This window comes from Microbacterium rhizophilum (assembly GCF_039605615.1).
GTDB lineage: Bacteria > Actinomycetota > Actinomycetes > Actinomycetales > Microbacteriaceae > Microbacterium > Microbacterium rhizophilus.
Genome location: NZ_JBCNUN010000002.1, coordinates 168,506 through 182,643, shown reverse-complemented (window position 1 = coordinate 182,643; position 14,138 = coordinate 168,506). Strand labels below are relative to the sequence as shown.

General features: G+C 70.8%; 9 protein-coding genes, 1 tRNA gene and 1 pseudogene. 8 read left to right on the top strand and 3 right to left on the bottom strand.

What is annotated here, in order from left to right:
• Positions 1–93: 93 nt before the first annotated feature.
• Both nudC and AAD528_RS04815 read left to right on the top strand, forming a co-directional pair.
• Complete coding sequence (gene nudC / locus AAD528_RS04820; protein WP_345750917.1) at positions 94–1,005, top strand: NAD(+) diphosphatase; 912 nt, start codon at positions 94–96, stop codon at positions 1,003–1,005.
• On the top strand, positions 1,002–2,777 hold the full coding sequence (locus tag AAD528_RS04815) for an ATP-dependent helicase (RefSeq protein ID WP_345750916.1): 1,776 nt from the start codon (positions 1,002–1,004) through the stop codon (positions 2,775–2,777). Before nudC ends, AAD528_RS04815 begins: the two co-directional genes overlap by 4 nt.
• 790 nt (positions 2,778–3,567) lie before the next feature.
• On the opposite strand, the gene AAD528_RS04810 is transcribed toward AAD528_RS04815, so the two are convergent.
• Positions 3,568–5,037: a zinc-dependent metalloprotease gene (locus AAD528_RS04810; RefSeq protein ID WP_345750915.1), complete on the bottom strand. Its 1,470-nt coding sequence runs from the start codon at positions 5,035–5,037 to the stop codon at positions 3,568–3,570.
• 160 nt (positions 5,038–5,197) lie between these two features.
• On the opposite strand from AAD528_RS04810, the gene AAD528_RS04805 reads away from it, so the two are divergent.
• The 6 genes and pseudogenes from AAD528_RS04805 to AAD528_RS04780 all read left to right on the top strand — a co-directional run.
• Positions 5,198–6,310 (top strand): YlbL family protein, encoded by a 1,113-nt coding sequence (locus AAD528_RS04805; protein ID WP_375339587.1) that lies wholly within the window; start codon positions 5,198–5,200, stop codon positions 6,308–6,310.
• 122 nt (positions 6,311–6,432) lie between these two features.
• Positions 6,433–9,351 (top strand): UPF0182 family membrane protein, encoded by a 2,919-nt coding sequence (locus AAD528_RS04800; RefSeq protein ID WP_345750914.1) that lies wholly within the window; start codon positions 6,433–6,435, stop codon positions 9,349–9,351.
• 165 nt (positions 9,352–9,516) lie between these two features.
• Positions 9,517–9,590: transfer RNA gene (locus AAD528_RS04795), tRNA-Met, on the top strand.
• Between the two features lie 51 nt (positions 9,591–9,641).
• Positions 9,642–9,992, top strand: coding sequence for a helix-turn-helix transcriptional regulator (locus AAD528_RS04790; protein ID WP_345750913.1), 351 nt, complete (start codon positions 9,642–9,644; stop codon positions 9,990–9,992).
• Complete coding sequence (locus AAD528_RS04785; protein ID WP_345750912.1) at positions 9,989–11,329, top strand: tyrosine-type recombinase/integrase; 1,341 nt, start codon at positions 9,989–9,991, stop codon at positions 11,327–11,329. Before AAD528_RS04790 ends, AAD528_RS04785 begins: the two co-directional genes overlap by 4 nt.
• A gap of 283 nt (positions 11,330–11,612) precedes the next feature.
• Positions 11,613–12,392 (top strand): annotated as a pseudogene (locus tag AAD528_RS04780) (transposase family protein); the annotation flags it as partial.
• A 13-nt stretch (positions 12,393–12,405) separates the two neighbouring features.
• On the opposite strand, the gene AAD528_RS04775 reads toward AAD528_RS04780, so the two are convergent.
• A complete protein-coding gene (locus AAD528_RS04775; protein ID WP_345750911.1) occupies positions 12,406–13,443 on the bottom strand; it encodes a coiled-coil domain-containing protein in 1,038 nt (345 codons plus the stop codon).
• A 3-nt stretch (positions 13,444–13,446) separates the two neighbouring features.
• Entirely contained in the window at positions 13,447–14,082 is a 636-nt protein-coding gene (locus tag AAD528_RS04770; protein ID WP_345750910.1) for a hypothetical protein, read from the bottom strand.
• Between the last annotated feature and the right edge of the window lie 56 nt (positions 14,083–14,138).

Below are 14,138 nucleotides of genomic sequence, written 5' to 3'. Positions count from 1 at the left end.
CCACGCCGCGCTCCGCTGCGACGAACGCCCGCTCCGCGGCGACGAACGAAGGGAGCCGCGATGCGTCGCATCGAGCGAGCGGAGCGAGACGAGATGAACCGCCCCGGAGCCGCCCCCGTCGCACGTGCCGCGGTGGATCGCGCCGCCGCCGAGCGCGACGATCCCGAGCTGCCCGACCGCGCCCGATCCGATGCCCGGTCCCGCGTCATCGTCGTGCACGGCGCCGTGGCCGCACGCGCGGCCGGCGACTCGCCGCGGCTGCACGTGGTCGGCCCCGGCGACGTCCCGGACGGCGCCGAGTGGGGGTTCCTCGGACGCTCCGCCGAGGGCGACGCCGTGCTCGTCGCGGCGTTCGATCCGGATGCGGCCGCGCCCATCGATCCCCCCGGCGGCTGGGCCGGTCCGCGCGACATCGCGGCGGAGCTGGAGCCGGACGAGGCCGACACGCTCATCGTCGCCGTGAGCCTCGGCCGCTGGCTCACCGGCCACCGCTTCTGCCCCGCCTGCGGCGGGCGCGCCATCCTGCGCCAGGCCGGCTGGGCGCGCCGTTGCGAGGCGTGCGGGCGCGAGCACTTCCCGCGCAACGACCCCGCGGTGATCGTCGCGATCACGGATCCGGATCGCCGGCGCCTGCTGCTGGGCGCGAACGCGGCGTGGGGCGGACGGATGCATTCCACGTTCGCGGGCTTCGTCGAGGCGGGGGAGTCGCTCGAGACCGCGATCCACCGCGAGATGCGCGAGGAGGCGGGCGTGCGCCTGTCGAGCCTGCGCTACCAGGGCTCGCAGCCGTGGCCGTATCCGCATTCGCTCATGCTCGGATTCGAGGCGACCGCGATCGATCCCGATGACGCGCACGCCGACGGCACCGAGATCCTCACGCTGCGGTGGTTCACGCGCGCCGAGATCGCCGCGGCGTTCGACCGGCGGGGCGACGTCCGCCTGCCGGGCCGCGCGTCGATCGCGCACCGGCTGATCCGGACCTGGCTCGAGGAGGGTGACGTGTGAGCGCCCTGGACGGGCTCGACGAGCATCAGCGCCGGGCCGCGGCGATGCTGCGCGGGCCGGTAGCGGTGCTGGCCGGCGCGGGCGCGGGCAAGACCCGCGTCATCACGCACCGGATCGCCCACGGCGTCGACACCGGCGCGTACTCGCCGCAGCGCGTGATGGCCGTGACGTTCACCACCAAGGCCGCGGGCGAGCTGCGCGGCCGGCTGCGCGCGCTCGGCATCGAGGGCGTCTCGGCCAAGACGTTCCACGCCGCAGCGCTCGCGCAGCTCAACTTCTTCTGGCCGCAGGTCGCGGGCGACGAGGCGCCGCGCATCGTGGACAACAAGGTCAAGCTCCTCGCGCACGCCGCAGACGGGCTGCGCCTGCGACCCGACCGCGCGACGCTGCGCGACGTGGCATCGCAGATCGAGTGGCGCAAGGTCACGATGCGCTCGATCGAGCAGTACGCGCGGCTCGGGCGCACGGTCGGGACCCTGCGGACCGAGGTGCTGATCGAGCTGATGGAGCGGTACGAGACGCTCAAGGACGAGCGCCGCCAGCTCGACTTCGAGGACGTGCTGCTCGCGTGTGCGGGCATGCTCGAGGCCGAGCCGCGCGTCGCCGTGGCCGTGCGCGAGCAGTACCGGCACTTCACGGTCGACGAGTACCAGGACGTCTCGCCGCTGCAGAACCGCCTGCTCGAGCTGTGGCTCGGCGACCGCCGCGACCTGTGCGTGGTCGGCGACGCGAGCCAGACCATCTACTCGTTCACGGGCGCCGACTCGCGATACCTGCTCGAGTTCCCCACGCGCTACCCCGACGCCACGGTGGTGCGCCTCGAGCGCAACTACCGCTCGGACGCCGCGGTGCTGGAGGTGGCCAACGCCCTGATGCGCGGGCGGCCCGGCGCGCTCGCGCTCGTGGCCGCCGCGGGCGAGGCCACCTCGCCCCCGCCCGAGGTCGTGGCCTACCCCGACGACCAGGCCGAGGCCGAGGGCGTGGCGGACGCGATCGCGCACCGGATGCGGACCGCCCGCGCCGACGAGATCGCGGTGCTGTACCGCTCCCACGCGCAGTCCGCCGGGATCCAGCAGGCGCTCGCGGCACGCGGCATCGCCACGACCGTCCTCGGCGGCCGGCGCTTCTTCGACATGCCCGAGGTGCGCCAGGCCGTCCTCGCGATCCGCGCGGCGGCGGTCGCCCCGCACGGCGCCGGATTCGCGGACGAGGTGCGCACGGCGCTGCGCGGACTCGGCCACCAGGACGAGCCGCCCGCCGCGGGCGGCGCGTTGCGAGACGCGTGGGAGGCGCGCAGCGCAATCCTGCGTCTGGCCGAGGAGGCTCCGGAGGGCACCACGCTGCGCTCGTTCGCGGACGATCTGATGGCGCGCGCCAAGGATCAGCACGAGCTGGCGATGCGCACCGTGACGCTCTCGACCCTGCACGCCGCGAAGGGTCTCGAGTGGCCGCACGTGCACATCCTGGGCGCGTCCGAGGGACTGCTGCCGATCTCGTACGCGTCGTCGCTCGAGGGCGTGGAGGAGGAGCGGCGCCTGGCCTACGTGGGCATCACGCGGGCCGCGCGAACGCTGTCGATCTCGTGGGCGCGGCAATCGGAAGCGGGGCGGGGGGAGCGGTCTCCGTCGCGGTTCCTCGCGGAGATCGGCCCGCACCTCGCCCAGGGTCGGACGCCCCGACCGCCGAGCGGCAGAGGCACTCCGGGTGCGGACGGTGCGAGCGCCAGGCCCGCCGTGCGTCCCCGCTCGAGCGCACCGACGTCGTCGCGCTGACCCGCGCGCCGCGCCCGGCCGCCGGGCGCGCGCCGTCGCGCAGCAGCCGCGCCACGAGCATTCCCGCCTCCATCGCCCGCGCCCGCGGCACTGCGACCGGACGGCGACCCACCAGCTGAGCCACGATCGCGGGCCAGGCCGGATCGCGGTCGCGCTCGTGCGCCGCGAGGCACGCCAGGCAGGCGGTGCGCCCGGGCTCGACCACGGGACCGACCGTGACGCCCGCGCCGTCGAACACGACCGGCAGGTGCGGCACGTCGTCCGCCATCAGCCGTGCCGGCAGGTGCGGCGGCACGTGATGCTGGGCCAGCAGCACCACGGCCTCGCCCGCGGACGGCGCGGACGGGGCCGCCCAGGTCGCCGCGATGCCGACCGCACCGAGCGCCTCGGCGACATCCGTGCACGTGGACGCGTCGATCCCGTCCGCCGCACGCAGCTGCACGCCGCGCGTCGCGGACGGCCGGGCGAGCGCCCCGTCCAGCTGCGCGAGGAACGCGGCGAGCTCGGGCGCGGGCACGTCGAGCACCCGGGTGATCCGCTCGAGCGTGCCGGAGTCGACGCCGCGCTCCATCGCGTCGATCACGCGCTGCTGCCACGGCGCGGGGTCGTGCACCAGCGCGACCGGATGCGCCCCGAGCTGCAGCGTCGTCGCGTCGCGCCACAGCGCGGGATGGGCCGGATCGATGCGCAGGAACGTCATGCGCCCATCGTGCGCGCGCCGCGAGCCCGGCGGGGGAGCTGTCCACAGCCCGGCGTCATCCGTCGCGGCCGCCGGGGCTGTGGACGAGGCTCAGACCGGTCGGGGGCCCTCCGGCGCGTCGTCGCCGTCCGCGTCCGGCCCGTCCGCATCGGTCCCGCCGGGTCCGTGGCCGGAGTCGGACCCCTGCGCCTCGGCGAGCAGACGCTCCAGGGCGTCGTCCATCTCGTCGCGCGCCGGCGCCTCGCCGCGCGCCGTCGCCTCGAGGCGGGCGATCAGGCGCGACGGGTCGTCGATGTCCTCCGCCTCCGGCACGAAGTCGGGCGAGTCCCACAGCGCGTCGCGGGCCTCGATGCCGACCGCGTCGGTCACCGCGCGCCACATGGCCGAGGCCTCGCGCAGGCGCCGCGGGCGCAGCTTCAGGCCGACGAGCGCGCCCAGCGCGTCCTCGGCGGGGCCGCCCACCGCGCGCCGGCGGCGGATCGCCTCGGCGATGCGGTCGAGGTTCGGGATGCGGCTCGTCGCGTCGGCGGTCACGACGTCGACCCAGCCCTCGATCAGGGCGAGCATGTTCTCGAGCCGGTCGAGCGCGCGCTTCTGCGTCTCGGTCTGCTCCGGCAGCAGCGCGCCGTTCTCGAGCGCGCCGCGCAGCTCGTCGAGGGAGCCGGAATCCATCGACGAGACGTCGAACCGCGACGCGAGCTCCTCGAGCCGGTCGGTGTCGATGTGCACGCCGCGCGCGAACTCGGTCACCTGCGACAGCACGTGCAGGCGCAGCCACTTCGCGTGCCGGAACAGTCGCGCGTGCGCGAGCTCGCGCGCCGCGACGTACAGCGCGAGCTGGTCGTCCGGGATCTCGAGCCCGCTGCCCAGGTCGGCGAAGTTCTGCGGCAGGATCGCGGCGGTGCCGGCCGGCAGGACCGGGATGCCCACGTCGCCGCCGCTGACCACCTCGAGCGACAGCTTGCCGATCACGTGACCGAGCTGGTTCGCGAACAGCGATCCGCCGATCCCGCGCATCATCTGGCCCGCGTTCGCGACGAGGCCCTGCATGTCCTCGGGCACCTGCTGGCTGAGGCTCTCGGTGAGCGCGTCGGCGACGCTCGTCGCGACGGGCTCGGCGAGCTCCTGCCACACGGGCAGCGTGCGCTCGACCCAGTCCCCGCGCGTGATCGCGCGGGGCGCCTCGGCGAGGTCGGCGATCGCGGTCGCCTCCGACAGCCACAGGTCGGCGAGGTGGAACGCCTGGTCGAGGTCCGCGCGCTGCCCCTGCGTCACGCTCAGACCGTCCTGGTTCGCGAGGTGCAGCGCCTGGCGCTTCGTCACGTCCCAGTCGATCCCCGTGCCGGACGAGCGGAACGCGCTCTGCAGGTTCTGCATCACCTGCGACAGCGTGGCCGGGTCGATCGGCATGCCCGTGATGCGGGCGAGCTGCTCGGGATCCATCCGCGAGAAGTCCATCCGGGCGAACTGCTCGGGGTCCAGCTGGCTGCCGGTCGCTCCGAACAGCTGGCGCATCAGCTCCTGGAACTCCTCTTCGGGGGAGCGGTCGTCATCTGCCACGTCAGCCGCCTTTCAGCCGGTCGAAGCTCGGGGGTTCTACGCTAGTCTCACCCGTCTCGGCCCACCCCGGGCTTCGCCGCAGTCGCCTTACGCCGCCCGCGAACGACGGAGAGCGACGACGCATCCGTGCGCCGCCGCGGCGGGAACGCGAGGAGAAGACGTGACGCTGTTCGATGGGCCTCCGCCTGTCCGCGAGCGCTCCCTGACGCGCCGCACGCTGGCCGGCATGTGGGCGATCGTGATCGCCGTGACCGTGCTCGTCGTGCTGACCTTCCTGCCGACCGCGTACGTCATCCAGCGTCCCGGCCCGGTGTACGACACGATCGGCACGGCCGAGTCGGCGGACGGCGATCCGCAGCCGCTCATCGAGATCGCGGGGACCGAGACGTTCCCGACCGAGGGCACGCTCGATCTCACCACGGTGCAGGTCGTCGGCAACCGCGAGCGCACGCCCTCGTGGTTCGAGCTCGCGCTGGCATGGCTCGACCCGTCCCGCGCGGTGGTCCCCATCGACGCCGTGTTCCCGCAGGGCGTGACGACCGAGCAGCGGGAGGAGCAGAACGCCGTGCTGATGGTCGACTCGCAGGCCGAGGCGACCGCCGCGGCGCTCAGCGAGCTCGGCTACGACGTCGGCGCCACGGTGGAGGTCGCCGATCTCGCGGGCGACGACGCGCCGGCGGCGGGTCTGATCGAGCCGGGCGACCGGATCCTGTCCGCGAACGGCACGGACGTGACGGATGCGACGCAGCTGCGCGAGGTGATCCAGGACGGCGGCGGCGAACCGGTGCAGATCGTCTACGAGCGCGACGGCGAGCAGGGCACCGTGCGGATCACGCCCGAGGAGGGCGAGGTCCAGGGCGAGCAGGCGTGGCTGATCGGGATCACCCTGACGACCGCGTTCGACTTCCCGTTCGACGTGAAGATCCAGCTCGACAACGTCGGCGGACCGAGCGCCGGGATGATGTTCGCACTCGGCATCGTCGACGTCCTCACGCCCGGCGCGATCAACGGCGGCGAGGCCGTGGCCGGCACCGGCACGATCGCGGCCGACGGCACGGTCGGCCCGATCGGCGGCATTCGCCAGAAGCTGTACGGCGCACGCGACGCGGGAGCGGAGTGGTTCCTCGCGCCGGAGTCGAACTGCAATGAGGTCGTGGGCCACGTCCCCGCGGGCCTGCACGTCTTCTCGGTCGGGACGCTGGACGACTCGCTCGCCGCGCTCGAGGGGATCTCCTCGGGCGACGTCGACGACCTCGCGACCTGCACCGGCTGACCGTTTCCTGGTCGCTGAGCGGGCTTCGCGAGTCGAAGCGGCCTGCGTCGGGGGTTCACCCCTCGGCGAACACGAACGCCTTCCCGGCAGACCCATAAGGCGCACTGGGTAGGCTCACAAGGGTGACCACGACCTCCGCGCCCAGGGCGGCCGCGCCGTCCCCCTTCCGACGCATCGTCACGATCTCGCTCGCGGTGATCGCCGCGCTGGTCGTCGCGTTCTTCGCGTTCTCCAACCTCTACGCCGAGTTCCTCTGGTTCGACCAGCTCGGATTCGAGAACGTGCTGACGACGCAGTGGCTGGCGCGCGTGCTGATGTTCGTCATCGGCTTCGTGGGGATGGCGGTGCCGTTGTGGCTCGCGATCTTCCTCGCGTACCGGCTGCGGCCGGTCTACGCGCGGCTGAGCTCGCAGCTCGACCGCTACCAGGAGGTCGTCGAGCCGCTGCGACGCCTGGCGATGTGGGGCATCCCGGTGTTCTTCGGCTTCTTCGCCGGCTTCGCCGCGTCCGCGCAGTGGGAGACGACGTGGCTGTGGATCAGCGGCGTGCCCACCGGGCAGACCGATCCGGAGTTCGGGCTCGACACCGGCTTCTACATGTTCGCGATGCCGTTCTACTCGGCGCTCGCGGGCTTCGCCTCGGCCGTGGTGCTGATCAGCCTGCTGCTGACCGCCCTGGTGTCGTACCTCTACGGCTCGGTCCGGGTCGGTCAGGGCGAGCTGCGCATCTCCAAGCCCGCCCGCATCCAGCTTGCGGTGATCGCCGGCGTCTACCTGCTGATCCAGGCGGCGAGCCTGTGGCTCGACCGCTTCATGACGGTCGTCGCGGTCGACGGCCGGATCACCGGCCCCGCCTACACCGGGGTGAACGCGGTGATCCCGGGCCAGACGATCCTGGCGGTCGTCGCGGCGCTCGTGGCGATCCTGTACTTCATCACGGCCGTGATCGGCCGCTGGCGCTACCCGCTGATCGCGACCGCGCTGCTGATCGTCACGTCGCTCGTGGTCGGCATCGGCTACCCGTGGGCGGTCCAGACGTTCCAGGTGCGCCCGAACGAGCGCGAGCTCGAGATGGACTACTTCCAGCGCAACGTCGACGGCACGCGCGCCGCGTACGGCCTCGACGGCATCGAGAAGACCGAGTTCAGCGCCGAGACCGAGGTCGAGCCCGGACAGCTGCGCAACGACGCCGACACCACCGCGTCTCTGCGCCTCATGGACCCGGCCATCATCAGCCCGACCGTGCGGCAGCTGCAGCAGTACCGGCCCTACTACGGCTTCAAGGAGCGGCTGGACGTCGACCGCTACGAGATCGACGGCGAGACGCAGGACACCGTGGTGGCCGTGCGCGAGCTCGACCTGGATCAGCTGGACCAGAGCGCGCAGACCTGGCAGAACTCGACCATGGTCTACACGCACGGCTACGGCATGGTCGCGGCCAAGGGCAACGAGCGCACCAACGAGGGCGAGCCGGTGTTCATCGAGGGCAGCATCCCCTCGTCGGGCTTCCTGTCCGACCTCGACTACGAGCCCCGCGTGTACTTCGGCGAGAACTCGCCCCCGTACTCGATCGTCGGCGCCCCCGAGGACGCGGATCCCGTCGAGCTGGACTATCCGCGCGGCCAGGAGGGTGCGAGCGAGACCCGCACGACCTTCACCGGTGACGGCGGACCGAGCGTGGGCAGCTTCTTCAACAAGCTGCTGTACGCGATGAAGTTCCAGTCGGAGCAGATCCTGTTCTCCGACAACGTCAACGAGGACTCGCAGATCCTGTACGACCGCGATCCCGCGACGCGCGTGCAGAAGACGGCGCCGTACCTCACGGTCGACAGCGACCCGTATCCGAGCGTCGTGGACGGCCGGATCGTGTGGATCGTCGACGCGTACACGACGAGCTCGACCTACCCGTACTCGTCCGGCGTGAGCCTGTCGAGCGCGATCAGCGACTCGACCAACCCGGCGCCGAACCTGCGGATCGACGACATCAACTACATCCGCAACTCGGTCAAGGCCACGGTCGACGCGTACGACGGCAGCGTGAAGCTGTACGCGTGGGACGAGGAGGACCCGGTCCTGAAGGCGTGGCAGAAGGTCTACCCGTCGACGGTCGAGCCCATCAGCGAGATGTCGGGCGAGCTGATCAGCCACGTCCGCTACCCGACCGACCTGTTCAAGGTGCAGCGCGCGATGCTCGGCACGTACCACGTCGACACCGCGGGCGCGTTCTACCAGCGCGACAACGCGTGGACGACGCCGGCCGATCCGGCCGACAACGCCGTCCTGCAGCCGCCGTACTACCTGTCGATGCGGATGCCGGGTCAGGACGAGCCGACGTTCTCGATGTTCACGACGTTCATCCCGGAGGGCGGTCAGCGCAACGTGCTGACCGGATACCTGTCGGTCGACTCCGACGCCGGCAGCGAGGCGGGGGTGAAACGCGACGACTACGGCAAGCTGCGGCTGCTGGAGATCTCGGCGGACACCACCGTGCCGGGCCCCGGCCAGGTGCAGAATGCGTTCGACTCGGATGCCAACATCGCGTCGCAGATGAACGTGCTGCAGATCGGAAACTCCGACGTGCGGCTCGGCAACCTGCTGACGCTGCCCGTGGGCGGCGGCCTGCTGTACGTGCAGCCCGTGTTCGTGCAGTCGACCGGTGGCACTCAGTACCCGCTGCTGCGCAAGGTGCTCGTGGCGTTCGGCGACCAGCTCGCCTTCGAGGACACGCTCGCCGAGGCACTGGACTCTCTGTTCGGCGGCGATTCGGGAGCGGAGACCGGCGATCAGGGCGTGACGCCGACGCCGCCGGACGAGGAGCCGGATCCCGGCGCGACCCCTCCGCCGACCGAGGAGCCGGGCGACGAGACCCCGCCGGCGGCCGGCGGCACCTACGAGGAGGTCGCGGCCGAGGTCCAGTCGGCGCTCGAGGACAAGCAGGCCGCGCTGGCGGCCGACGACCAGGTGGCGTACGCCGAGGCCGACGCGCGCCTCATGGAGGCGCTCGAGCGGCTGCTCGAGCTGTCGCCGGACGCGGGGGAGTGACCCGACGCGACTGACGCCACGAGGGCGGGACGGCTCCGGATGGATCGTCCCGCCCTCGCGGCGTTCCGGGACGACCGGATGAACGCCGGATGACACGCCCGGGACGCACGGGTGTCTGCACGATTGGCGGCCTCTCGGATCCCGTGCTAGAGTTATCTCTTGTGCCGCGGGGTGGAGCAGTTCGGTAGCTCGCTGGGCTCATAACCCAGAGGTCGTAGGTTCAAATCCTGCCCCCGCAACGGAAAGGCCAGATCAGACAATTTTTCTCGGTCCCTCACAGGGAGAGAAAAATGTCAAACTCGGCACAAATCCGGCGCAGCATCACGTTGCGCCGGATTTTTCGTTTGCCCACGCGGGTCTGCCTTGCCACGCCTCGGCCCGGCTGGGATCGCGTGGTGCACCTGACGTGCATGAACAACACCTCAGAACCCTTCCCCGGCCTCGAGCCGGTGCTGACCACGTCGGAGTTGGCGGCGCACCTCGGCGTCCCCGTCCAGACAATCCATGACCTTCGCCATGCTCGGCGGGGTCCGCGCGGCTTCCGCGTCGGACGGGAACTGCGCTACCGCGTCTCCGAAGTCCAGGTCTGGCTCGCCGAACTCGAAGAGCCGAGCGCTCCCGCGGACGGAGACGACCGATGAGCGGGCGCAGTCGGCTCGAGATCGGCACATACGGCGACATCAGCACCGCCCGCACCGCGGCCGGAACGATCCGGGCCGAAGCACGACACCGGGACTGGGATGGCGAGATCCGCAAGATCACCGCCACCGCCGCCACTGAGCGCGCAGCGAAAGCGGCACTGCGCGAGAAGCTTCGCCGACGCAGCACCGCAACCGGCTTCGGCGCCGTGCTGACGCCCGAGAGCACGGTCGCAGATCTTGCGGCCGCGTGGCTGGAAGACGTGCAGATGCGCAGCGACCTCGCGTTGGGAACGAAAGACCTCTACCGACGAGAGCTCAACAGCCTCGTGCTGCCGGTCTTCAGGAAACTCCTGCTGCGAGAGGTGACCACGGGCCGCGTCGACCAGTTCCTCAAACGCCAGCTCGCGATCTCCTACGCGCACGCTCGGCACAGCCGTGTCGTGCTCAACCTGATGTTCAACTTCGCCCTGCGCCACGACGCGCTTCACGTCAATCCGGTCGCCGGCACGACTCGGCTCAAGCAGCCGAAACAGCAGCCGAAGGCGCTGTCGATGGATGAACTCGAACTCATCAGGGAGGCGGCAGGGAACTGGCGTTCAGGCACGTCCGCGCGGGGGCCCCGCCCGGACGGGCAGGTACGTGACGTGATCGAGGTCCTCCTGGGGACGAGCGACCGCATCGGCGAAGCGCTCGCCCTCCGGAGGCTCGACATCGACGCCACTCTCCAACCACTGCAGGTCACGGTCGCGGGCACGCTCGTGACCGTCAAAGGCCGAGGGGTGTTCCGGCAGGACCACCCGAAGACCTCGGAGTCGTACCGGACACTTCAGGTTCCGGACTTCGCCGCGGAGGTGATTCGGCGCCGACTCCTGCTCATCGCGAACGAGCCAGATGATCACCTGATCTTCTTCACGCGTAACGGCACGCCGCTGTCGCCAAACAACGTCCGTCGGACGCTGCGGAGCATGCTGAAGGCCGCAGGCCTCGAGCACATGAAGGTGTCGCCCCACACGTTCCGACGTACCGGCGGCACTGTGATCGCGCGCGCCACCGACACGAAGACGGCGGCAGAAGCACTCGGCAACAGCGAGGACATAGCACGGAAGCACTACATCGAGCCCGAGGCACCGACGCCGATCGTCAGCCCGGCGCTCCACCTCCAGGCGCTTGCGCCTCGGGCATCGGGGACCGCGCCACGCGATCATCACGTTGAGCCGGCGGCCTGCAGGATCGGCCGCACGGCTGCATCTTGCAGGCCGCCCGTTCTCGCCACTGGCGGCGACCATGACGTGCGTGCGGCTCTCCGTGGACGAGCGGGTATCTTGAGCGCGGAATGAGGTCACACGATGGCGGTCAAGCGCGCGCACATGGTCTCCCGGAGCTACCTCCAGCCGTGGGGTGACGATCGAGGCATCGTCGAGGTGATCGACCTCGAGCACGGCCTTGGATTCAGGACGGCGATTGTGAACGCGACCGTCGCGTCGCGAGCTACGCCGACGAACCCGAGGTGTTGACGCACGATCTAGTTGTACTCGGCGGAGACGTTGGTGACACGGGTGTTGTGAAAGGAGGAGACCTCCTGGCGTAGTGGAGCTGTCTAGTTCCCCACGTCGGCCGGGAGGTCTCGTGTCACACGAAGGCATCGAGGGGTTGCAGGATCGTTCCTCCCGACCGCACTCATCACCGCGGCGGACCCCGGCGGATGTCGAAGAGCGTGTTCTCGCGCTGCGGCGCAAGCTGCGCCAGGGACAGGACCGGATCGGACCGGTCGCCGGCGTTCCCGCTCGCACGGTCGGGGCGATCCTGGCGCGGAACCAGGTGCCACGCCTGGCCGAATGCGACCCGCTGACGGGCATGGTGATCCGCGCGTCGAAGCAGACGGCGGTCCGCTACGAGCGGTCCGCGCCGGGCGAGCTGGTTCACATGGATGTGAAGAAGCTCGGCCGTATCCACGACGGCGGCGGCTGGCGAGCCAACGGCCGCGAGCACGGCCAGACCTCAGCGCAGAAGCGAGCCCGGATCGGCTTCGACTACGTCCACTCGCTCGTCGATGACCATTCGCGGTTGGCCTACTCGGAGATCCTCCCCGACGAGAAGGGCCCCACCTGCGGAGCATTCCTGCTGCGCGCCGCGGACTACTTCGCCGGTCGCGGCATCACCCATATCGAGCGAGTGATGACGGACAACCACTTCAGTTACCGACTCTCGGGTGACGTCCGTGCCGCGATCACCGCCCTGGATGCCAAGCACGTCCTCATCCGACCGCATTGCACGTGCCAGGTGTTCCGCTCAAATGACGAACGAGCCGCAGCCCTTGCGCCCTGGCTCGAGCACTACAACACTCAACGACACCACTCCGCCATCGGAGGCCCACCGATCAGCCGACTGTCACCAACGTGACTGCCGAGTACATCTAGCGGCCGAGCGCTCGGTCGCGATCGAGAGCAGTCACGGCGAGCGGACCCGCGGACGGGATCTCCGAGACCACTCGGACGCGATCTGCACGGCCCTCCAATGGCCGGGACGGTCGGAGGCGGCGGGCGCGGAGCGACGCCTCAGCGCGCCTTCTTGTCTCCCCCTCAAGGTCGTCGTACGGTGTCAAGCCGCGGAGAGTCCGTGCGATCGCGTCCATGCGCACTTCTTCTCGCAGCCGACCACTCGCCGGAGACTCCAGGAATGCGCCTATCTGCCGGTGCAGTTGCTCGCGGGCGTGAGCGCGCTCGTCTGTGGCCAATTGGTCGCGTGACTCGACCTCGTGTTTCTCCGCGCGAACGGCGGCGAGTTCCCTCTGTAGCCGACGTAGCTCTCGCGAGGAGCGAACGCGCGTGAAGAACTCCGCCGCAGCGGCCGCGTTCGCCGCGCGCTCGGAGATTGTCGATCGATGCCGAGGCCGCGGCGGGAGCCCCAACTCCCGTCGGCGCTTCTCCCGCTGTCGTCGTTCCCGCTGGTCGAGATTGTGCTTCGCGCGGCCTTCCGGCGTCGACCGGCGCGCGGTCTGCTGGGCGTTCAGGTCGTCGCGGTGCGAGAGCCGATACGCACGCTCCTTCGCGCGCACCATGGGATCCTTTCGCCGCTGTGCGTTGCGCTCGCGCATCGCCTCCAGCCGGTCCTCTCGGTTCCGGTGGTAGTAGGCGCGCTGCGCTGCGCGGACCTTCTCACGGTTCTTTTCGGTCCACTCCCGTTGGCGCTCGCGCACCCGCTCGGGATTCGCCTGCTGCCAGGCACGGGCCCGGTCGCGGTCCCGCTCGCGCTGCGCTTCCTGTGCCTTCAGCCGCGCTGTCCGGCGCCGCTCGGCCTGCCGTTTCTGTTCCAGGATCTTCTCCCGGTTCGCGGCCTCGTATGCGGCACGCTGCGGCTTGGTGCGTTCGCGGTACTCGCGGATGCGGTCGGCGTTCTGCTCCCGCCAGCGACGGTTCGCGTCGAGCTGGCGTTGGCGAGCCTGGTCGACCATCGATCACGCCTGGTCATCGTCGCTACCGCGCAGGAACTCCTCTTCCGCGGCCGCGCGGGCGGTGACGTCGTCGATGACGAACTGGACGAAGTCCTCGTCTCGATCCACGATCGGGTGCTCGGACGTCTCCGGCCAAGGCTCCTCGCCGGGCCACACGGTCTGCCGCGTCGGCCGGTCTCGGTCGAGGCGAGTCCCGGAGATGGAGACCCATTCGCGCAGCCGCAGCTGGGCGGCGTGGAAGTCGGTCATGAACGAGAGCGGGCCGGCCGCGTCCTGCTGCGGGTCGTAGCAGCCAAGCCAGCGCAGGTGTAGGGCGCTCAGCTCCCAGACGAGCTCGGGGTGGCGGTGCCACAGCGGCGGGATGACGGCGGCGGGCAACCCGAACTCGATGCGCAGCCAGGTGACCCATTCGTTGAGCGTGAGCCATTCGTCCTCGGCGTCTGATGAGCCGAGCGTGCGCCAGTTGATGGGGCGCGGGGCGGCCGGGATGTCACCGAGGCCGAACGCATCGTCCGTGCCGTCTTCGCCGCCGGCTTCCGTCGCGGGTACGACCGAGACCTCGTCGGGCTCGTCACCGGGCTCGAGAGGGAGGGCATCGTCGGCGTCATTGTTGTTGTGGTCGTCGGTCTCGTCGGTCATTGTCTGGTCCTTCATGCGTGCGGCGGTGCGTGGGTCGGGGTGCTGGCGGTGGCCGG

Bases quoted from the DNA above. Each gene is read 5' to 3' on its own strand.
- nudC (WP_345750917.1), top strand. From the start codon at position 94: ATGAACCGCCCCGGAGCCGCCCCCGTCGCACGTGCCGCGGTGGATCGC.
- AAD528_RS04790 (WP_345750913.1), top strand. From the start codon at position 9,642: ATGTCAAACTCGGCACAAATCCGGCGCAGCATCACGTTGCGCCGGATT.
- AAD528_RS04785 (WP_345750912.1), top strand. From the start codon at position 9,989: ATGAGCGGGCGCAGTCGGCTCGAGATCGGCACATACGGCGACATCAGC.
- AAD528_RS04775 (WP_345750911.1), bottom strand. From the start codon at position 13,443: ATGGTCGACCAGGCTCGCCAACGCCAGCTCGACGCGAACCGTCGCTGG.
- AAD528_RS04770 (WP_345750910.1), bottom strand. From the start codon at position 14,082: ATGACCGACGAGACCGACGACCACAACAACAATGACGCCGACGATGCC.